This window comes from Paraburkholderia sp. Cy-641, assembly GCF_011752945.1.
GTDB lineage: Bacteria > Pseudomonadota > Gammaproteobacteria > Burkholderiales > Burkholderiaceae > Paraburkholderia.
On record NZ_VWWM01000002.1, the window covers coordinates 87326 to 107785 of the forward strand.

General features: G+C 65.3%; 15 protein-coding genes. 12 read left to right on the plus strand and 3 right to left on the minus strand.

Translation table 11 applies throughout. From position 1 onward, the window contains the following. Positions 1-65 precede the first annotated feature (65 nt). From hemL to F3J20_RS01830, 7 genes are all read left to right on the plus strand, one after another. On the plus strand, positions 66-1349 hold the full coding sequence (hemL, locus tag F3J20_RS01800; protein WP_167281586.1) for a glutamate-1-semialdehyde 2,1-aminomutase: 1284 nt from the start codon (positions 66-68) through the stop codon (positions 1347-1349). A gap of 71 nt (positions 1350-1420) precedes the next feature. After that, complete coding sequence (gene ribD / locus F3J20_RS01805) at positions 1421-2572, plus strand: bifunctional diaminohydroxyphosphoribosylaminopyrimidine deaminase/5-amino-6-(5-phosphoribosylamino)uracil reductase RibD (RefSeq protein WP_167046495.1); 1152 nt, start codon at positions 1421-1423, stop codon at positions 2570-2572. A 15-nt stretch (positions 2573-2587) separates the two neighbouring features. Beyond that, positions 2588-3220 (plus strand): riboflavin synthase, encoded by a 633-nt coding sequence (locus F3J20_RS01810; protein WP_167281588.1) that lies wholly within the window; start codon positions 2588-2590, stop codon positions 3218-3220. Between the two features lie 606 nt (positions 3221-3826). Further along, positions 3827-6058 (plus strand): alkaline phosphatase family protein, encoded by a 2232-nt coding sequence (locus F3J20_RS01815; protein WP_167281589.1) that lies wholly within the window; start codon positions 3827-3829, stop codon positions 6056-6058. Between the two features lie 136 nt (positions 6059-6194). Further along, positions 6195-8519 carry a hypothetical protein gene (locus F3J20_RS01820; RefSeq protein WP_167281591.1) on the plus strand — a complete coding sequence of 775 codons (2325 nt, stop codon included), beginning with the start codon at positions 6195-6197 and terminating at the stop codon, positions 8517-8519. 12 nt (positions 8520-8531) lie between these two features. Continuing rightward, entirely contained in the window at positions 8532-8801 is a 270-nt protein-coding gene (locus F3J20_RS01825; protein ID WP_240159170.1) for a hypothetical protein, read from the plus strand. A 90-nt stretch (positions 8802-8891) separates the two neighbouring features. After that, positions 8892-11060: a phospholipase C, phosphocholine-specific gene (locus F3J20_RS01830; protein ID WP_167281592.1), complete on the plus strand. Its 2169-nt coding sequence runs from the start codon at positions 8892-8894 to the stop codon at positions 11058-11060. 115 nt (positions 11061-11175) lie between these two features. Here the strand turns inward: F3J20_RS01830 and F3J20_RS01835 are convergent, their stop codons facing one another. Together F3J20_RS01835 and F3J20_RS01840 are read right to left on the minus strand one after the other, a co-directional pair. Beyond that, on the minus strand, positions 11176-12339 hold the full coding sequence (locus tag F3J20_RS01835; RefSeq protein ID WP_167046481.1) for a mandelate racemase/muconate lactonizing enzyme family protein: 1164 nt from the start codon (positions 12337-12339) through the stop codon (positions 11176-11178). Positions 12340-12424: 85 nt separating this feature from the next. Further along, complete coding sequence (locus tag F3J20_RS01840; RefSeq protein WP_167046478.1) at positions 12425-13762, minus strand: MFS transporter; 1338 nt, start codon at positions 13760-13762, stop codon at positions 12425-12427. Positions 13763-13963: 201 nt separating this feature from the next. Here F3J20_RS01840 and F3J20_RS01845 point away from each other — a divergent pair, with 201 nt between their 5' ends. The 5 genes from F3J20_RS01845 (at position 13964) to F3J20_RS01865 (ending at position 18664) form a co-directional block, all read left to right on the plus strand. Further along, positions 13964-15031, plus strand: coding sequence for a LacI family DNA-binding transcriptional regulator (locus tag F3J20_RS01845; RefSeq protein ID WP_167281596.1), 1068 nt, complete (start codon positions 13964-13966; stop codon positions 15029-15031). 147 nt (positions 15032-15178) lie between these two features. Next, entirely contained in the window at positions 15179-16312 is a 1134-nt protein-coding gene (gene ribBA / locus F3J20_RS01850; protein WP_167046472.1) for a bifunctional 3,4-dihydroxy-2-butanone-4-phosphate synthase/GTP cyclohydrolase II, read from the plus strand. A gap of 41 nt (positions 16313-16353) precedes the next feature. Further along, positions 16354-16863 carry a 6,7-dimethyl-8-ribityllumazine synthase gene (gene ribH / locus F3J20_RS01855; RefSeq protein ID WP_167046470.1) on the plus strand — a complete coding sequence of 170 codons (510 nt, stop codon included), beginning with the start codon at positions 16354-16356 and terminating at the stop codon, positions 16861-16863. Next, entirely contained in the window at positions 16860-17294 is a 435-nt protein-coding gene (gene nusB / locus F3J20_RS01860; RefSeq protein WP_167046467.1) for a transcription antitermination factor NusB, read from the plus strand. The genes ribH and nusB overlap by 4 nt, the downstream gene beginning before the upstream one ends. Positions 17295-17467: 173 nt before the next feature. Next, complete coding sequence (locus F3J20_RS01865; protein WP_167046465.1) at positions 17468-18664, plus strand: pyridoxal phosphate-dependent aminotransferase; 1197 nt, start codon at positions 17468-17470, stop codon at positions 18662-18664. 151 nt (positions 18665-18815) lie between these two features. On the opposite strand, the gene F3J20_RS01870 is transcribed toward F3J20_RS01865, so the two are convergent. Continuing rightward, positions 18816-19991, minus strand: a complete 1176-nt coding sequence (locus F3J20_RS01870) for a lytic transglycosylase domain-containing protein (RefSeq protein WP_167281597.1) — start codon at positions 19989-19991, stop codon at positions 18816-18818. Positions 19992-20460 lie beyond the last annotated feature (469 nt).

Here is a 20460-nt window from a genome sequence, read left to right on the forward strand (position 1 = left end):
GGGAATCACCCGCAGGCCCTCTGCGCCGCTGCGCAACCCCAATTCCAGCTATTCCAGCCATCGTCATGTCCAGAAACGAAACCCTCTTCGAACGCGCGCAACGCACCATTCCCGGCGGCGTGAACTCGCCTGTGCGCGCCTTCCGCTCGGTCGGCGGCACGCCGCGCTTCGTCGAGCGCGCGCAAGGCCCCTACTTCTGGGACGCCGACGGCCAGCGCTATACCGACTACATCGGCTCATGGGGGCCGATGATCCTCGGCCACGTGCATCCGGAAGTGCTCGAAGCGGTGCAGCGCGTGCTCGCGAACGGCTTCTCGTTCGGCGCGCCGACCGAATCGGAAATCGAGATCGCCGAGGCAATCTGCAAGCTGGTGCCGTCGATCGAGCAGGTGCGCATGGTGTCGAGCGGCACCGAGGCGACCATGAGCGCGCTGCGTCTCGCGCGCGGCTTCACGAACCGCAGCCGCATCGTCAAGTTCGAGGGCTGCTATCACGGCCACGCGGACAGCCTGCTCGTGAAGGCCGGCTCGGGTCTGCTGACCTTCGGCAACCCGACCTCGGCGGGCGTGCCGGTCGACATCGCGAAGCACACCACCGTGCTCGAATACAACAACGTCGCCGCGCTCGAAGAAGCGTTCAAGGCCTTCGGCAACGAGATCGCCTCGGTGATCGTCGAGCCGGTCGCCGGCAACATGAACCTCGTGCGCGCCACACCCGAATTCCTGCAGACGCTGCGGCGCCTGTGCACCGAGCACGGCGCGGTACTGATTTTCGACGAAGTGATGTGCGGCTTCCGTGTCGCACTCGGCGGCGCGCAGCAGGTCTACGGCATTACGCCGGACCTCACCTGCCTCGGCAAGGTGATCGGCGGCGGCATGCCGGCGGCAGCGTTCGGCGGCCGGCGCGACATCATGGCGCATCTCGCGCCGCTCGGCGGCGTCTACCAGGCGGGCACGCTGTCGGGCAATCCGATCGCGGTCGCGGCCGGCCTGAAGACGCTGCAACTGATCCAGGCACCCGGTTTCTACGACACGCTCGCCGCGCGCACCACGCGTCTGACGCAAGGTCTCGCACAGGCGGCGCGCGAAGCAGGCGTGCCGTTCGCAGCCGATGCCATCGGCGGCATGTTCGGCCTCTACTTCCGCGAGTCGATCCCGGCGAGCTTCGCCGAAGTCACGCAAAGCGACGTGCCGCGCTTCAACGCGTTCTTCCACAAGATGCTCGACGCGGGCGTGTACTTCGCGCCGTCCGCGTATGAAGCGGGCTTCGTGTCGAGCGCGCACGACGACGCGGTGATCGACGCGACGCTCGACGCCGCGCGCGGCGCGTTCGCGGCGCTGAAGGGTTGAAAAGCCCAATGCCTGAAGCAGCAACAGCCGCCACAACAGCAACACCCAGCCACCGTAGCCAACGGACACCGATGTTTTCGCAAACCGATTTCGTCCATATGGAACGCGCGCTCGCACTCGCGAAGCGCGGCATGTACACGACCGACCCGAACCCGCGCGTCGGCTGCGTGCTCGTCAGGAATGGCGAGGTGATCGGCGAAGGCTTCACGCAGCCGGCCGGCCAGGATCATGCGGAGGTGCGCGCGCTGAAGGACGCACGCTCGCGCGGTCATGATCTGCGCGGCGCGACCGCCTACGTGACGCTCGAACCGTGCAGCCACTTCGGCCGCACGCCGCCGTGCGCGAACGCACTGATCGAAGCGCAGATCGGCCGCGTCATCGCGGCGATGGAAGACCCGAACCCGCAGGTCTCCGGCCGCGGCCTCGCCATGCTGCGCGACGCCGGCATCGAGGTGCGCTGCGGACTGCTCGCCAACGAAGCGCAGGAGCTGAACATCGGCTTCGTGTCGCGCATGACGCGCGGCCGTCCGTGGGTGCGCATGAAAGTGGCGGCGTCGCTCGATGGCCGCACCGGCTTGCCGTCGGGCGAGAGCCAGTGGATCACGAGCGCGGCCGCGCGTGCCGACGGCCATGCATGGCGCGCGCGCGCCTCGGCCATCCTGACCGGCATCGGCACCGTGCGCGAGGACAATCCGCGCATGACGGTGCGCGCGGTCGATACGCCGCGCCAGCCGCACCGCGTGCTGATCGACAGCCAGCTCGACGTGCCGCCCGACGCGCAGATTCTCGCCGGCGCGCCGACGCTGATCTTCTGCGGCCATCTCGATCAGCGCCTCGCCGAACGCGCGAGCGTGCTGCGCGATCGCGGTGCCGAAATCGTGTCGCTGCCGAACGAGGCCGGCAAGGTCGATCTGCCTCGGCTGCTCAGCGTGCTCGGCGAGCGCAGCGTGAACGAGCTGCATGTCGAAGCGGGCTACAAGCTGAACGGCTCGCTGCTGCGCGAAGGCTGCGTCGACGAACTGCTCGTGTATCTCGCGCCGAGCCTGCTCGGCGTGGACTCGATGAGCATGTTCAACCTCGCCGCGCCCGACCTGCTCGAAAAGCGCGTCAAGCTGAACTTCCACACGATCGAGCGGATCGGCGACGATCTGCGGATTCTCGCGCGCTTCGCGGCGCATACCGTACCCGGGACCGATCACACGTCCCCTTCCGTTTCGAAATGATCAAGGACTAGCACGATGTTTACAGGAATCGTCGCGGCAGTGGGCCGCATCGAATCAGTCAAACCGCTCGGCACGAGCGGCGACGCGGGCGTGCGTCTGAACGTCGAAGCTGGCGGCCTCGACCTCACGGACGTGCAGCTCGGCGACAGCATCACGATTCAGGGCGCCTGCATGACGGTAGTCGCAATGACCGGCCACTCGTTCGCAGTGGACGTATCACGCGAAAGCCTGAATCGCACGGTAGGGCTCGGCGCAACCGGCGAGGTCAATCTCGAGAAAGCGCTGCGCGCGCACGACCGGCTCGGTGGGCATATCGTTTCCGGCCACGTCGATGGGCTCGGCACGGTCACGCGTTTTGCGCCGGTCGGCGAATCGCATGAACTGCGCATTCTCGCGCCGCGCGAGATTGGACGTTACCTCGCGTATAAAGGCTCGATTACAGTCAATGGGGTGAGCCTCACCGTCAACTCGGTTGAAGATCGCGACGAGGGCTGCGAGTTTTCGATCAACCTGATTCCGCATACCGTGCAGGTGACTTCGCTCAAGCATCTGGGTGAAGGGGTGCGGGTGAATCTGGAGGTGGATCTGATTGCGCGGTATGTGGAGCGGATGCTCTCGACGTCTCAGGATAACGAATCGTTGAAGTGATTCGTTTCCGGTGAGCCGGCGCGCTGCTCCCGGCTCATCGAAATCCCCCAAACTGACCACGGTCCAGCAACGCCCGCATTTCTGACGGTATACGACCATTCCCCGTGGTTCGTATATCGGCACGCCGCCAGAAGATGGCCTCTTCAAGATATCTCATCTTGCTCCCCCTGGCGCAAGCGGGCTACGGCCAGAAAAGGCCGCCAAAGAACTTCTCCATCAGCACCCCATATCTTCCCCGCTCGATCTCGAACAAAAACTTGCAACGCAGTAAATTGATTAGGAAACCAGATAAACAGGAGCCTGTTTTTTGTCTCTTTGTCCGATAGTCGGACTTGCGATCCGAAGCCGCTTCGCCCATTCAGAAAACCACTGGTGAAACAACGGCATGGAGGAAAGCGTAAACATCAGGAATACCGACATAAGCCTGCACCGCGCGTATCGCGGAGCGAATCAAACGCTCAACACAATCTACGAAATATCCCGTCAAATATCTCGTCTACACCGTCACATTCGCGTCAATCGCGATTCGTATGCTTGCGCTCCTTAACGACCCCAACAGGCACAAGCATGAGAATCGACCACCCTCTCCGGAAGCAACGACACCTCATGCGAACCGGCGCCACAGTTTGCGCATTCGTGCTCGCAAGCGTGCTTGCCGCCTGCAGCGGATCGGGCAACAACACGCCAAGCGCGTCGAACAGCACGACGCCCGGCAATGGACAAAGCGCAACCGCTTCCACTCCCAGCGCGTCGACCCAGGCCAACCGTGTCCTCGTGATCGGCCTCGATGGCGCGACGTATAACGCGGTGCAAGCCGGGATCGCCAACGGCACGCTGCCCAATCTGTCGAAACTCAATATCGGACTGGCCTATAGCGGCGGCATGGCCGCCACCAACAACCAGACGCCGAATCTGGATACGCCGTCATGGGCCACGCTGCTCACCGGCAACTGGGCCGAAAAGCATCAGGTCTATAGCGATGCGCCGAATTCGCTGATTGCCGGCAGCACGATCTTCGACACGATCAAGGCCAACGGCAACGGCCTGAACGGCGCAGCCGTGGCATCGAGCGGACTGGCTCAAATGCTCTCGCCGATCCACAGCGACGGCAATCTCGATACCTTGACGGACTGCTCGCAAAACTCATCCGTCGCGCATTGCGTGACGGACGGCGCGCTGGCGCTGATCGGCAACGCGAGCTATGCAACCGTCGTCGCGCAATATCACGACGCAGAAGACGCTTCGGAAAACTACGGGCCGAATTCCACGCAATATCTGAGCGCCCTGCAATCGCTCGATGCGAACGTCGGTCAACTGGTGGCCGCCACGCAGCAGAATGCCGGTAGCCAATGGCTCGTTATCGTGACTTCCGGGCACGGCCTGAGCGCGAACGGCAGCGACGACGGCCTGCCGCTCGAACCCGAATCGACCGCGTTCATCGGCATGAACCAGCCCGCGAATGCAGCCGGTGCCAGTGTCGGCGCCACCGTGCCGCCCACGCTCAGTGGCTTGTACTCGTATGCGAGCATCGCCGATGTCACGCCCACGATCCTGTCCTTTCTCGGGCACGCACCGAGCGCCGCGAACTATCTGCTCGATGGCGCGCAACTGCTCGGCGCGAGTCCCGTCACCGACCTCACCGCGACGATCAATTCGAACAACACGTCGGCAGTCAACGTGACGCTCAATTGGATCGCGCCGTCGGGCGAAGCCATCACGATCTACCGCAACGGCACGCAGATCGCCTCGCTGCCCGCAGGCACGGCCACGTATACGGACCACGGTCTGGGATCGTATCTGGTCGCAACGGGCGCCTATCAGCTTAACTACACCGTGGTGGCCGCCACCGCACCGACATCGCTCCTCACGACATCGATCTCGTATGTCGTTCCCGTACCGCTGACGGTCTCGACCACGGGCCTGCAGGAGTACTATCCGATGGGCTCGGCGAATCTGAACACGACGCCCGAAACGGACTACTTCAACAACAGCACGCTGGCGCCGTTCAAGCCAGACCTGATCGCCAATGGCGTGAACAGTGCCGGCACCGCCTATCCCGACCCGTTCGGCGGCAATGCACTGGAAGTGACGCCGGCCAATGTCGACGCCGCCAGTTACGACGGCTATCTGCTCGCGCCGAACAGTCCCTCGCTCGACGTGGTGAACCAGGCCATCCAGTCCGCCGCGCTCACCAATGCGCCGACGAGCACGGCCACCGGCGGCGCGTTCACGATCGGCTTCTGGTACAAGGCGCCGGTCTGCCCGGATTCGGGTGGCGTGCCGATCTTCGGCAACAAGAACGGCTATGCGACCTCGGGCGCCGAACCCGGCATTCTTCTCGGTTCGTTCGGCTGCGGCTTCGATTTCGTGTCGAGTGCGCAAAACAGCTCCACCTACCGGTCGGATACCAAGACCTCGCCCGGCACCTCGTACTCGGCCGGCAACTGGCTCTATGTCGCGATGGTCATGAACCTGAACCAGTACGAACTCGACAACGCCGGCGATGCGGGTTCGGCCCAGATCCTCTATCTCTGCGACCCGGCCGTCAGCTCGACGAACTGCACGAAGATCTCGACCACCGTGCCGGCCGCGGTGTTCACGGCCGGCTTGCTGAGCGGTCTGAACGGCGTGAACAGCAACACCAGCGAGATCGGCTTCGGCATGGGCGAGGACGGCACCGGCCTGTTCGCGAAAAACAAGGGCTATGCGATCAACGCGGCCGACTACGTGCCGATCGCCTTCTCCGACGTCTCGATGTGGACACGCGCGCTGAGCCAGAGCGAAGTGCAAAACCTCTATCAATCGAAGGTTCCGCTCTCCACCCTGCTGTCGAAGTAAACAACAACGCGCGGACGACCGGTCCGTGCGGCACACGAAGGGCAAGCATGGAAACACCTGCTTGCCGCTCTCGCCGCGCGGCCGGACGTCCCCGATCACCACGCGCCGAACCCCTTCATCGAATCCGACAGTCATCATGAAATCCAGCGCAATCGCGTCACTCAGCAAGCTCCTGGCCGGGGGAAGCCCGTCGGCTTCCCTGCCCTTCGCGCCCGCCACGCGCACACAGCGGCGCCTGCTGCGAGGCGCGTGCGCGCTCATGATGGCGGGTGCGCTCGCCGCATGCGGCGGCAACAGCGGCGGTGGCGGCAATTCCCAGGGCAGCAGCGGTACCTCGGGCACCTCCGGAACGTCGGGCACTTCAGGAACGTCCGGAACCTCGGGCACGCCCGGCAACACCACGCCGACCAACCGCGTGCTGCTGATCGACCTCGACGGCGCGACCTACGCCGCCGTGCAGGCCGGCATCGCCAACAACACGCTGCCGAACCTCGCACACTTCGGCATCCAGCTCGCCTATAGCGGCGGTGTCGCGGGCGCGGCCAGCCAGCAGCCGAATCTCGACGGACCGTCCTGGGCCACGCTCCTGACCGGCGCCTGGGCCAACCGTCACCAGGTCTATTCGAATGCGCCCAATCAGGCCGTTCAGGCCGGCACGCTGTTCGACATGACCAAGGCGGCCGGCAGCGGACTGAACGGCGCGGTGGTCGCCGGCAGCAGCCTCGCGCAGATGCTCGCGCCGATCCAGACCAGCGGCCATCTCGACACGCTCACGGACTGCTCGCCCAGCACGACCGCCGCCGATTGCGTGACGAGCGGCGCCCTCTCGCTGATCGGCAAGCCGGCCTACTCGACGGTCGTGGCGCAGTACGGCGACGCCGAAACCGCGGCGAACGATTTCACCGCGAGTTCGGCGCAGTATCAGAACACGCTCGCGCAACTCGACGCCGACGTCGGCCAACTGGTCAACGCCACGGCCGCCGCCTCGGGCAGCCACTGGCTGATCGTCGTGACGTCCGGGCATGGTCTCAATGCGAGCGGCAGCGCGGACGGTCTCGCGCTCGAACCGGAATCGACCACCTTCATCGGCATGAACCAGAGCGCCAATACGGGGACCGCCAACCTCAACGCCGCCGTGCCCGCGTCCGAGGCGGGGCTGTATGCGTACGCCAGCATCGCCGACGTCACGCCGACGCTGCTGTCCTTCCTCGGCGCATTGCCGTCGGCGGCGAACTACACGATGGACGGCGCGCAACTGACGGGTGCGCAGCCCGTGACGCAACTCGCGACGACGATCAACCAGAACGACACGACATCGGCCAACGTGACGCTCAACTGGACGGCGCCGTCGGGCAGCGCGCTCGCGGTCTATCGCAACGGACAGCAGATCGCCTCGCTGCCCGCCGGCGCGACCACCTACACGGACACGGGCCTGTCGCAGTACCTGATCGCCACGGGCGCCTACCAGCTCAACTATGCGGTGAGCGCCGGCAGCGCGCCGCGCGCCGTGCTCTCGCAGCCGGTGTCCTTCGTGCAGACGCCGAAGCTGTCGGTCTCGACGACGGGCCTTCAGGAATACTATCCGATGGGCTCGACGAATCTGAATACGACGCCCGAAACGGACCACTTCAATAACAGCACGCTGGCGCCGTTCCAGGCCGATCTGATCGCCGCCGGCGTGAACAGTGCCGGCACGGCCTACCCCGGCCCGTTCGGCGGCAACGCGCTCGAGGTCACGCCGGTCAATCTCGACGCGAACGGCTACGACGGCTACCTGCTCGCGCCGAACAGCCCCTCGCTCGACGTGGTGAACGAAGCGATCCAGTCCGCGTCGACCACCAATTCGACGACCGCGGCAAGCGGCGGCGCGTTCACGATCGGCTTCTGGTACAAGGCGCCGGCCTGCCCCGATGCGGGCGGCGTGCCGGTCTTCGGCAACAAGAACGGCTATGCGAGCTCCGGCGCGAAGGCGGGCCTCGTGCTCGGTTCGTTCGGCTGCGGCTTCGACCTCAACGTCGCGGACGGCACGAACCGCACGGACACCACGGGTTCGCCCGGCCATCCGTACAGCGTCAACACGTGGATCTACGTCGCGATGGTCGGCAACCTGAATCGCTACCAACCCGATAACGCCGGCGACACGGCCAACCAGATCATCCTCTACCTCTGCGACCCGAACGTCAGCGGCAGCACCTGCACGGGCGTCCCCGCGACGATCTCTTCCAGCATGACGATTTCCGCAATCAACGGGGTCAACAGCAACACCAGCGAAGTCGGCTTCGGCTTCGGCGAGGACGGCACCGGCCTGTTCTTCAAGAACAAGGGTTATGCGATCAACGCGGCCAACCTCGCGCCCGTCGCCTTCTCCGATGTCTCGATGTGGAACCGCGCGCTGAGCCCGTCCGAAGTCCTCAATCTGTTCGAGTCCCAGGCACCGCTGTCCTCGGTTTTGCCGCAATAAGGAGCTACAGGCATGACTACCCTCTCTCTCACCGTTTTTTCCCGGGCCGGCCTGCGCCTGTGCGGCCTGACCGTCGCCTGCGCCGCCGCGCTGGCGATGGCCGGCTGCAGCGGCGGAAGCGACAGCAACGCGCCCGCCGCCGCGGCCAACACGTCGACCAGCGGCACCGCCGCGACGCAAACCGCAATCGTCGCGGCGCCCGCGTCGGGCCCTTGCGCGGCGAGCGGCACGACGGTCATCCCGACGCCGGGGCTCAACACCCAGCTCGACTGCGCGCCCTGAACCGGGTCGCCGATCCGCCGGGGCCGGACTGACAATGTCCGTTTCCGGCACGCAGCCCAACGAATCAACCGTATCAACCAGAGAGTCATCATGACCAGAATGGACCGCCGCAGTTTTCTGCGCTCGATGGCCGCGGGCATCTCGCTGAGTGCCTTGCCGCCGGTCATCCAGCGTGCCCTCGCGATTGCGCCGAACAACGCCACCGGCACGATCAACGACGTCGAGCACATCGTCATCTTCATGCAGGAAAACCGCTCGTTCGACCACTTCTTCGGGCTGCTGCCCGGCGTGCGCGGCTTCAGCGACCGCCTGACGATTCCAACGGTCAACGGCTCCGTCTGGAACCAGACCGGCGTCTCGGGCACGCGAATCCAGCCGTACTACCTGAACCCGAGCCTCGGCGACGGCGTGGTCACGGGCGGCGATCACGGCTGGGCCACCCAGCATTCGTGCTGGAACAACGGCGCCATGTACGCATGGCCGCAAGGCAAGGGCGCGAACCAGTCGATGGGCTACCTGAGCCAGAACGAACTGCCGTTCTACTGGGGGCTCGCAAACGCGTTCACCATTTGCGACCACTATCACTGCTCGGTACACGGCCCGACCTTCCCGAACCGCCTGTTCCTGCAGACCGGCACCAACGGCGCGGTCGCCAACCAGCTGGTGTGCGACACGCAGACGTCGACCCTCGTGCTCGCCGCGCCGACCACCACCGACCTGACGTGGACGACCACGGCCGAACGCCTCGCCGCCGCCGGCGTGAGCTGGAAGGTGTACTGGTATCCGCCCGATCCGGCGGTGACCAACATGAATGCGGCATTCCACAACTTCCGCGTCTGCAACCAGCAGCTCAACACGGCCTACGGCACCAACGCGACGTATACGCCGGCCATGGACGCGGTCAATCCGCTCGCCCCCGGCATCGCCAATACGATGCCAGACGGCGGCTTTCTCGCGTCGCTCGCCAACGACGTCGCGAACGGCACGCTGCCGCAGGTCAGCTGGGTCCATGCGCCCGAAGCCTATTACGAGCACCCGGGCTCGTCGTCGCCGGGTCAGGGCGAATGGTATTCGCAGCAGCTGCTCGAGATCCTGACGTCCAACCCCGAGGTCTGGAGCAAGACCGTTCTCCTTATCAATTACGACGAGAACGACTGCTTCTTCGATCACATGCCGCCGCCGTGCGTGCCGTCTCCGAATGGGTCGGGCGGCTATTACGGCAAGTCCACGGTATCGACGGAATACGAGTACTTCACGATGTCGTCGGCCGCGGCCGATCCGAACTCGCCGAGCGGCGCCGTGATCGGCCCGGGCGTGCGCGTGCCGATGCTGGTGGTCTCGCCGTGGAGCGTGGGCGGCTACGTGAATTCGCAGGTGTTCGACCATACCTCGACGCTGCGCTTCATCGAGCAGCGCTTCGGCATCGAGGAAACCAATATCACGCCGTGGCGTCGCGCGGTCATGGGCGACATGACCTCCTGCTTCAACTTCCAGAATCCGGTCACGGTGGTGCCGACCCTGCCCGCGGCCCCCACCCAGGCCGCGGCCAACGCGCTCTATGCGAGCCAGGACGCAGCCGGCGCGGTGCCGGCCATCACCTACGGCAGCGCGGCCTTGCCGACCCAGCCGCAGATGCTGCGCCCGTCGAAGGCCCTGCCGTACCACCTCCATACGAGCGCGAACGTCGATGCGGCGAGCGGCTCGGTGTGGCTGATCTTCAGCAATACCGGCACGCAGGCGGCGGTCTTCCACGTCTACGACAAGCTGAACCTCAACAACCCGCCGCAGCGCTACACGGTGGAAGCCGGCAAGGAAATCTCGGACGCGTGGGCGGCCGTGAAGAACAACGCCGGCAACTACGATCTGTGGGTGTGCGGCCCGAACGGCTACAACCGCGAATTCACCGGCAACGTCAACGACATCGCGAGCGGCGCCAATCCCGAAGTACGCGTGTGCTACGACCATCAGAACGACGCCGTCTATCTGACGATCATGAACAGCGGCTCGGCGGCCATCACCGTGACTGTCGCGGCCAACGCCTACCGGACGGATGGCCCGTGGACCTATACGATCGACCCGGGCATGCAGGTCGAGCCGTACTGGACGCTGTCGGATCAATACGACTGGTACGACTTCACGGTCACGGCGCCCACCGCCGCGAACGGATCGGGCAACACTAACTTCATGCGCCGCTTTGCGGGCCGCCTGGAAAACGGCCAGGACGGCGTCAGCGATCCAGCCATGGGGGTGGCCGTGTAAGCGGTAGTCGGCAGTTCATGCACGAAGAGAGCCCGGGAGCGCGGCATCGCGCCCCCGGGCTCTTGCATTTGCACAGCCGATACCCGCGTCCCGCCGCGCATCGGCACCGGACGTTTTACTGATCGACCACGAACCCGTCGAAATGCGGGCGCATCGAAATCGGCTTGACGAGCGGCGGACGGATTTTTTGCGCGTCGGGCAGCAGGTTCATGCCGAGCCCCGGCCCGCTCGGAATATCGACGAAGCCCTGCTTGGGCAGCGGCACCTGATCGACGATGTCGCTTCCGAGGTGCTTGCCGGTCGACTCGAATACACCGGCCTCGAAGCCCGTTGCATATTCCTGAATCGCGAAATTGGGAATCGCCGCGGCGATCTGCAGGCAGGCGGCGAGCCCGATCGGCGACAGCGGATTGTGCGGCACGACCTGCACGTGATGCGCTTCCGCCATCGCGGCGACCTTCTTCGCGCCCGTAATGCCGCCGCACACCGCGACGTCGACTCGCGCATACTCGACCGCATTGCGCGCGAGCAGCGCCTGGAACTCGTAGATCGTGCAGAAGCGCTCGCCGGTGGCGATCGGCACGCGGATGCGATCGGCGACACGCGCCATCGCGTCGGCGTTTTCCGGGCGAATCGGATCTTCGACGAACATCGGCGTATCGACTTCGATGCCATTGGTGAATGTCACCGCCTCGGCCGGTGTCAGGCGGCGATGCAGCTCGACGAGCAGATCGACGCGATCGCCGACGACTTCGCGCATGCGGTGCACATTGTCGATCGCATCGTGCATCTTGCGGATATGGGTCTTGAAGTAGACCTGATCGTTGCCTTCGTCGAGGAACGGATTGATGTGGCCGAACGCGTTATAGCCCGCTTCCATCTTGCGCTGACACTCTTCGAGCACTTTCTCGATGCTGCTTTCGTAGATGTGCCCGTAAATGCGCGCCTTCTTGCGCGCCGGGCCGCCCAGCAGTTCGTAGATCGGCACGTTGAGCGCCTTGCCCTTGATGTCCCACAGCGCGATGTCGATGGCGGAGATCGCCGCGTTGATCGCGAGCCCCTGGAAGTAGCTGAAGCGATGCATGACATTCCAGTGATGCTCGATGTCGAATGCGCGCTTGCCGACCAGATATTCGGCGAAACGCTGGACCGCGGTGCCGGCGGCTTCGATATGCCCCCAGATGCCGGCTTCGCCATAACCCGTGATGCCTTCGTCCGTGTCGATGCGCACGAACATGAACTGGCCGACGTGCAGCGGCTCAACCTTGGTGATCTTCATTTCCACTCCTATGTTCACGACCCTCGGGTCTCCGAAAAGCTCGATGTGCTTGATGGGTTTGATGGATCGGCGAATCGACCTTCGCCTATAGCGAAGCGGCCGCGGCGGAACCCGCCTCCATGCCGCTGCCGTCTTGCGGTTCTTCCAGCGGACGCCCCTTCGTCTCCGGGCCGAGCGCGACGGACACCGCCGTGATGACGCCGAGCGCCACGACATACCACGCCACCAGATGCGGCGAACCCTCTCCGACGGCCAGCAGCGCGACGGCGATCATCGGCGCGATGCCGCCCGAGATCGGCGAGGTCACTTCGCGAGCCAGCGAAAAACCGGTGTAGCGCACGCGGGACGGGAACATCTCCGCGAGCCAGGGGCTCTGCGCCGCGGTCATCATCGTCTTGGCGAGCGAGGACACGAGGAACAGTCCCGTATAGATCCAGACCAGTTGGCCGCTCTGGAGCATCGCGAAGAACGGGAAAATCGCGAGGCCGGAGATCAGCGCGCCGCCCATGTAAACCGGCTTTCTGCCGATGCGGTCCGACAGCCAGCCAAACAGCGGCACCGTGATGAATTGCAGCGCGGTACTCCACATCAGCGCGGTCACGATCGTGTCGCGCGACATATGCAACTGCTGCGTGACATAGACGATCACGAAGGACTCGTAGATGTACGCCAGCGAGTTGTCGCCGAGACGGGCGCCCCACGCGCACAGCATCGGCCGCAGCGAGGTTTTCAGCACTTCGGTGACGGGTGAGCGCACCACCGCGTTGTTGCGGCGCAATTGCTCGAACACCGGCGTTTCCTTGAGCCGGCTGCGCAGTAGCAGACCGAGCGCCACGACGACCGAGCTCAGCAGGAACGGGATGCGCCAGCCCCATGCCTCGAAACTGCCTTTCGACATCGACGAAGACGCATGGAACGCCACCAGCGACATCAACAAACCAAGCGCCACGCCCGTATAAGGCAGCGAGCCGTATAAGCCGCGCCGCTTCGCGGGCGCGTATTCGATCACCATCAGCACCGCGCCCGCGTATTCCGCCCCCGAGCCGAGCCCTTGCGCCGCGCGCAGCACGCACAGCAGCAGCGGAGCCCATACGCCGACCGCGGCGTAGGTCGGCAGCAGACCCATTAGCGTGGTCGAGCCGCCCATCAGCAGCAGCGTGATGATGAGCACCGCCTTGCGCCCGATGCGATCGCCGAGACGCCCGAAGATGACACTCCCCGCCGGCCGCACGATGAAGCCGATCGCGAAGCTCGCGTAGGCCAGCAGCGTGCCGGTGAGGTGGTCGAATGAAGGGAAAAACAAATGATTGAAGAGCGTCGCTGCCGCCGTGGCGTACAGATAGTAGTCGTACCACTCCACCGCCGTTCCCACGATCGCGCTCAGGGTCGCATTCCGGACCGCTCGCCGGATTTCCGGCGTCATACGTGCCGCACTTTCCACGTATCACCTCTTTCTTGATGTACGCCGCACCGACGCGACGCACTGTCTCTCTCCATCGGGGCCAGCGCCCCCATTTCCCGGATTCGTCCCTCCGCCGGCGATGGCCTAGCATTCGGAAACGTTTCCGGAAACGTTTCCGAATGCTAGGCGTTATAAAATGCCGTGTCAAGAGGAGAAAAAACGATGAGTGACAACATGCCGGGCGATCCGAAAGCGCGACCCGGGATCAAGGCCGTGGCGGCGTTGGCGGGCGTCGGCATTGCGTCGGTGTCCCGCGTGCTGTCGGGTCAGCCGGGATCGAGCCCGCAACTGACGCAGCGCGTGCTGGAAGCGGCCCGCACGCTCGGCTACACGCCGAACGCATTGGCGCAGGGCCTGCGCCGGAAGACGACCCGCTCGATCGGCTTCGTCGGCTCGGACATCACCAACCCCCTGATCGCCTCGATCGTGGGCGGGGCCGAGAGCGTGCTCAGCGTGGCGGGGTTTTCCGTTCTGCTAACCAATTCGGGCGGCGTGGCGAGCGTGGATGCCGAACGGATCGAACTGCTGATGCAACGGCAGGTGGACGGCTTCATCGTGCTGCCGGCTCTCGAAGACGATCCGGCCACGCTCGCGGCGCTGCGAGCCACCAAGGCGCCGATCGCGCTGATCGACCGGACCTTGCCCGCGGACATTCCGGCGCATTACGTGCTGTCGGACCATCAGCGGGGCATGGGCGATGCCGGGCGCTATCTGCTCGAAAGCGGACATCGGCGCATCGGCCTCGTGGTGGGGCGCGACGTACGGCCGACGCGGGAGAGAATTCGCGCCATGGAAGCGGCCTTCGACAGCTTCGGCGTGAAGCGCGACCTGATCGTGCATCACGGAACGCTGTCGCCAGAACACGGCAAAGTGGCGCTCGATGACATGCTCTCGGCCAAACGTCCGCCGAGCGCCATCGTGCTCGGCGGCAACCAGTTGCTCGAAGGGGCGCTGGAGTCGGTTCATCGGCTCGGCTTGCAGCTCGGCACCGATCTGTCGCTCGTCAGCTGCGACGACGTTCCGCTGAGCCGGTTCCATCAGCCCGCCATCGCAACCGTGATGCGCGACGCTTCGCTGCTTGGCGCCAAAGCCGCGCAGATCCTGCTTGCGCACCTCGAAACGCCGGGCGAGCCCGAGACCGTGAATCTCCCGACCTGGTTCGAAGCGCGTCCGAGTTGCGGCCCCCATGACGCCCCCGCCCCGGTGCGAACGAAGTCGGCCAGAAAGTAGACAGCCCGTGTAATCCAGTCATCAGGAAAGGCCCAGCGCGGGCCGACCCGCTGCCAGTCGGCTAATCGGCCTATGTCGTCCGGCGGAGGCGACTTGGCCACGCGCGTGGCGTAAAATACGCGCTTTCCCGAAAAAGTCTCCCCCAACATGACGCTCGCCTCCACCCAAGAGATCATCGCCGAACTGAAAGCCGGCCGGATGGTGATTCTCGTCGACGAAGAAGACCGCGAAAACGAGGGCGATCTCGTGCTCGCCGCCGAGTTTGTCACCCCGGAAGCGATCAATTTCATGGCCCGCTACGGCCGTGGCCTGATCTGCCTGACGCTGACCCAGGAGCGCTGCAAGCAACTGAACCTGCCGCTCATGACGTATCGCAACGGCACGCAGTACGGCACCGCGTTCACGGTCAGCATCGAGGCGGCCGAAGGCGTGACCACCGGCATTTCGGCGGCCGACCGCGCCCGCACGATCGCCACCGCGGTCGCGCCGGAAGCGAAAGCCGAGCACATCGTGCAGCCGGGCCACGTGTTCCCGATCATGGCCCAGCCCGGCGGCGTGCTGGTGCGCGCCGGCCATACCGAAGCCGGCTGCGACCTCACGGCGCTCGCGGGCCTCGCGCCGGCGGCGGTGATCTGCGAAATCATCAAGGACGACGGCACGATGGCACGCCTGCCGGACCTGCTGGAATTCGCTAAAGAACACAACCTGAAGGTCGGCACGATTGCGGATCTGATCCACTACCGCAGCCGCACCGAATCGATCGTCGAGCGCATCTGCGAGCGCACCATGCAAACGGCGCACGGCGCGTTCCGCGCGGTCATGTATCTGGACCAGCCGAGCGGCCAGCCGCATCTCGCGCTCGTGCGCGGCACGCCGAGCCCCGAGCACGACACGCCGGTGCGCGTGCACGAGCCGCTGTCGGTGCTCGATCTGCTCGAAGTCGGCGAATCGACCCATTCGTGGACGCTCGACGCGGCCATGAAAGAGATCGCCGAGCGCGACCTCGGCGTGATCGTGCTGCTCAATTGCGGCGACTCGAAAGACCATCTGATCGACGTCTTCAAGGCGTTCGACTCGAAGGAAAAAGCCGACGCGCTCAAGCGCCGGCCGGTCGATTTCAAGACCTACGGCGTCGGCGCGCAGATTCTGCGCGAACTCGGCGTCGGCAGGATGCAGGTGCTGTCGAATCCCCGCAAGCTCGGCAGCATGTCGGGTTACGGTCTCGAAGTCACGGGCTTCGTGCCGATGCCCGGCAGCAAAACGCAGGCCCCGCAAGGCTGATCGCGCCCTCCACGCGCCCACTCATCAACTACGGAATTCACATGGAAATCGGACAATACCAACCGAATCTCGACGGCGACGGACTGCGCATCGGCATCGTCCAGGCGCGCTTTAACGAACCCGTCTGCAACGGCCTCGCGGACTCCTGCATCGAAGAACTCGAACGCCTCGGCGTGACCGGCGAAGACGTGCTGCTCGTCACGGTGCCGGGTGCGCTGGAAATCCCGCTGGCGCTGCAAAAGCTCGCCGAAAGCGCGCAATTCGACGCGCTGATCGCGCTCGGCGCGGTGATTCGCGGCGAGACGTACCACTTCGAACTCGTCTCGAACGAGAGCGGCGCGGGCATCACGCGCATCGGCCTCGACTTCGGCATCCCCGTCGCGAACGCGGTGCTGACCACCGAGAACGACGAGCAGGCTGTCGCGCGCATGACCGAGAAGGGTCGCGACGCCGCTCGCGTGGCCGTGGAAATGGCCAATCTCGCGGTCGCGCTGGAACAGCTCGGCGGCGACGACGAGGAAGAAGACGAAGACGACGAGGAAGAGGCATGAGGAGCGCACGCCGACGCTCCCGCGAACTGGCCACGCAGGGGCTTTACCAGTGGCTGCTGTCGGGCTCGCCCGGCGGTGAGATCGACGCGCAGCTGCGCGGCGCGCAAGGTTACGACAAGGCCGACCACGAACATCTCGACGCGATCCTGCATGGCGTGATGCGCGACTCCGAGACGCTCTCCGCCGCGATCGCGCCGTGCCTCGATCGCCCGATCGAACAGCTCTCGCCGGTCGAGCGCGCGGTGCTGCTGGTCGCCGCGTTCGAACTGAAGAATCACGTCGACATTCCGTACCGCGTGGTCATCAACGAAGCGGTCGAGCTGACCAAGACGTTCGGCGGCTCGGACGGCTACAAGTACGTGAACGGCGTGCTCGACAAGCTGTCGGCGCAACTGCGCGCCACCGAAACGCAGGCGGCTCGCAAGAGCTGAGCGCGGCGCACGCGGGGCCATGCCATGCAGCGGGCCCCTGCCGCGCCTCACTGCCCAGGGCGAAGAATCTCGATCGCCCGCCCGGACGCCGCTTCGCCCCTCGATGAGCGCATCATCGGCTGGGCGAAGCGGCGTTCTGCTTCTGTTTCTGTTCCTGAACCGGATCTGACCGTATGAACTCCGTGACCGAACCCCTCGTGCGGCTTGCCGCGCGCGTCGACGCCATCCAGCCTTTCTACGTGATGGAGCTGGCCAAGGAGGCCGCGCTGCTCGAACGCGCGGGGCGCGACATCATCCACATGGGCATCGGCGAGCCCGATTTCACCGCGCCCGAGCCGGTCATCGAGGCGGCCGCGAATGCGCTGCGCCGCGGCGTCACGCAGTACACGAGCGCGCTCGGCCTGCACGCGCTGCGCGAGGCGATCTCGGCGCATTACGCCGGGTTCTACGGCATCGACGTCGATCCGGCGCGCATCGTCGTCACGGCCGGCGCGTCCGCCGCGCTGCTGCTCGCGTGCGCGGCGCTCGTCGATCGCGACGACGAAGTGCTGATGCCCGACCCGTGCTATCCGTGCAACCGCCATTTCGTGATCGCCGCCGAAGGCAAGCCGGTGATGGTGCCGAGCGGCCCCACCGCGCGCTTCCAGCTCACCGCCGCCGACGTCGAGCGCCTGTGGGGCGAACGCACGCGCGGCGTGCTGCTCGCTTCACCGTCGAACCCGACCGGCACGTCGATCGAACCGGCCGAGCTGGAGCGCATCGTCAAGGCCGTACGCACGCGCGGCGGCTTTACGATCGTCGACGAGATCTACCAGGGCCTGAGCTATGACGCGCAGCCGGTGTCGGCGCTGTCGTTCGGCGAAGACGTCATCACCGTCAACAGTTTCTCGAAGTACTTCAACATGACCGGCTGGCGCCTCGGCTGGCTCGTCGTGCCGCCCGGGATGGTCGGCGCGTTCGAAAAACTCGCGCAGAACCTGTTCATCTGCGCGTCGGCGCTCGCGCAGCATGCGGCGCTCGCCTGTTTCGAGCCGCAGACGCTCGCGATCTACGAGGCGCGGCGCCTCGAATTCAAGCGGCGCCGCGACTTCATCGCGCCGGCGCTCGAATCGCTCGGCTTCTCGGTGCCAGTGATGCCCGACGGCGCGTTCTACGTCTACGCCGATTGCCGCGGCGTCGCGCATCCGGCCGCCGGCGACAGCGCGGCGCTCACGAAGGCAATGCTGCACGATGCCGGCGTCGTGCTGGTGCCAGGTATGGATTTCGGCACGCATGCGCCGAGGGAGTCCATCCGGCTGTCGTATGCGACCGCTTATCCGAAGCTCGAAGAAGCGGTCGAGCGGCTCGCGAAGCTGTTCGGGCGGTCCTGAGTTCGGGCTCCGGGTTAGCGTCACACGACCACGCCCCGGTTCGACTGGATGCCCAGACGCAAAAAAGGACACCTCACGGGTGTCCTTTTTTTGTGTGTCAGCCGGGGGAGCTTGCCGGCCAACCGAAGCACGAGTCTCGACAGCGCCGAACTCAAGCCCCCATTTCAGACGCCGATGCCACATGGCGCGTCGCATCGTCCTGTTCGGCCGGTTGCGTGTGCACCGCCGGCGTCGTCGGCGTCAGCGCGTGACCGGTTTGCAGCGTCACCTGCACGCGCTTGCCGTTGCCACCAGCGGCAGCGGCCGCCGGATTGGCCGACGCGGTCAGGACCGGCGCCTGCGGCGCATTGATCGGCACCTTGCGGCCGCGGGCGACGTCGCGCAGACGGCCGCGCTCGGCCATCACCTTGGCGCCGTAGCCGCCATCGTCCTGGCTGGTCGAGCCGACGTAAAGGCGCAGGCCGCCCGCCAGCGAACCGCCGCGCGCGATGCAATCCTTCAGCACCAGCGCGCCGACCTTGATGTTCGCGAGCGGTTCGAGCGCCGCGCCCTCGCCGCCGAAGTACTGGAATTTGTCCGAATGCACCTTGGACATCACCTGCATCAGGCCTTGGGCGCCGACGCCGCTTTCGGCGTACGGGTTGAAGCCCGATTCGATCGCCATCACCGAGAGCAGCAGCAGCGGATCGAGGCCCACTTCGCGGCCGGTGTCGAACGCGGCTTTCACGAGCTCGCTGACGGGCTCCTGAGCGACGCGATAACGCCGCGCCAGATACGACGCGACCAGATCCTGCTCGCGGCCCGAAACGAGCACGCGGTCGTCGCGCGCGTCGGCGGACACGCGTTGCGAGGGAATCAGGCGGGCCAGTGCGCTGACGCTTTGCATCGTGCGCGGGTCGAGCCCGTTCAGCGTCGCGACGCCCATGCTGTTGGAGCTGGGACCGTCGAAAGCACTGTCGAAGCTTGTATTGCTGGCGGTCAGCGTCGTGCTGCCGTCGTTCGCGGCGTCGCCATTGCCCGGCGAGTTGGCCGACAGCGTCTCGTCGGCGGACGCGCCGGCAGTTGCCGGCGAGCCGATCGACGGCAGCGGATTGCCCTGCAGCAGGCGCGCGGGGCCTGCCTGGACGGCAGCGGAAATAACCGGCATCAGCCGCGCGGCGAGCACGCCGCGCCAGGTCGGCATCAGCCACAGTGCGAGAGCCAGCACCACGGCAAGGCCGCCGACAATGCTGAACAGGTGATGACTCAGTCGCGTCCCGCGACGCAGCGCACCACGTACAACCTGTGCAATGCGCTCATCGGGACGCCACGATAACCAGGCGTTCATTCAGATCTCCCATCTTGCATGATCCGCGAACGCCGCCGGAGGGAACAGACGGTGCTACGTGTTCGCAGAGTCAGGACATCGCGTGCACTGTCTGGTTGGGCAGCAGCGACGTCGGGAAAACGGCAAATACCGTTGGTGGGGAGCCATCTCAAAAAAAGCCTGCATGCAGGCCAGGCTCCCACGCGAAAAACCAGCGTTCATCGACGCTGGCGAGGACTTCATAAGGCCGTTCGTACCCTGCGGGGAGCGGAAACGGTGACGCGTTGCGTCTCAAGGAACCGGGGGCAGCGGTAAAAAGGTTAATGCCCCTCAACCAATGTGGACGGATTCTATGCACGGTTTTATAGATCGTCAACACTATAGAATTCAAAAATTATAACTATTTGTAATTATGAACCACCCTGAGAGGGCTGGGAACCGCGTGGAATACGCGTTTTGGGATATCTCACCCTGGCCGTTTCGGCCAGGC

Coding starts and splice junctions, on each gene's coding strand:
- hemL (WP_167281586.1), top strand. CDS start 66: ATGTCCAGAAACGAAACCCTCTTCGAACGCGCGCAACGCACCATTCCC.
- ribD (WP_167046495.1), top strand. CDS start 1,421: ATGTTTTCGCAAACCGATTTCGTCCATATGGAACGCGCGCTCGCACTC.
- F3J20_RS01810 (WP_167281588.1), top strand. CDS start 2,588: ATGTTTACAGGAATCGTCGCGGCAGTGGGCCGCATCGAATCAGTCAAA.
- F3J20_RS01815 (WP_167281589.1), top strand. CDS start 3,827: ATGCGAACCGGCGCCACAGTTTGCGCATTCGTGCTCGCAAGCGTGCTT.
- F3J20_RS01820 (WP_167281591.1), top strand. CDS start 6,195: ATGAAATCCAGCGCAATCGCGTCACTCAGCAAGCTCCTGGCCGGGGGA.
- F3J20_RS01825 (WP_240159170.1), top strand. CDS start 8,532: ATGACTACCCTCTCTCTCACCGTTTTTTCCCGGGCCGGCCTGCGCCTG.
- F3J20_RS01830 (WP_167281592.1), top strand. CDS start 8,892: ATGACCAGAATGGACCGCCGCAGTTTTCTGCGCTCGATGGCCGCGGGC.
- F3J20_RS01835 (WP_167046481.1), bottom strand. CDS start 12,339: ATGAAGATCACCAAGGTTGAGCCGCTGCACGTCGGCCAGTTCATGTTC.
- F3J20_RS01840 (WP_167046478.1), bottom strand. CDS start 13,762: ATGACGCCGGAAATCCGGCGAGCGGTCCGGAATGCGACCCTGAGCGCG.
- F3J20_RS01845 (WP_167281596.1), top strand. CDS start 13,964: ATGAGTGACAACATGCCGGGCGATCCGAAAGCGCGACCCGGGATCAAG.
- ribBA (WP_167046472.1), top strand. CDS start 15,179: ATGACGCTCGCCTCCACCCAAGAGATCATCGCCGAACTGAAAGCCGGC.
- ribH (WP_167046470.1), top strand. CDS start 16,354: ATGGAAATCGGACAATACCAACCGAATCTCGACGGCGACGGACTGCGC.
- nusB (WP_167046467.1), top strand. CDS start 16,860: ATGAGGAGCGCACGCCGACGCTCCCGCGAACTGGCCACGCAGGGGCTT.
- F3J20_RS01865 (WP_167046465.1), top strand. CDS start 17,468: ATGAACTCCGTGACCGAACCCCTCGTGCGGCTTGCCGCGCGCGTCGAC.
- F3J20_RS01870 (WP_167281597.1), bottom strand. CDS start 19,991: ATGAACGCCTGGTTATCGTGGCGTCCCGATGAGCGCATTGCACAGGTT.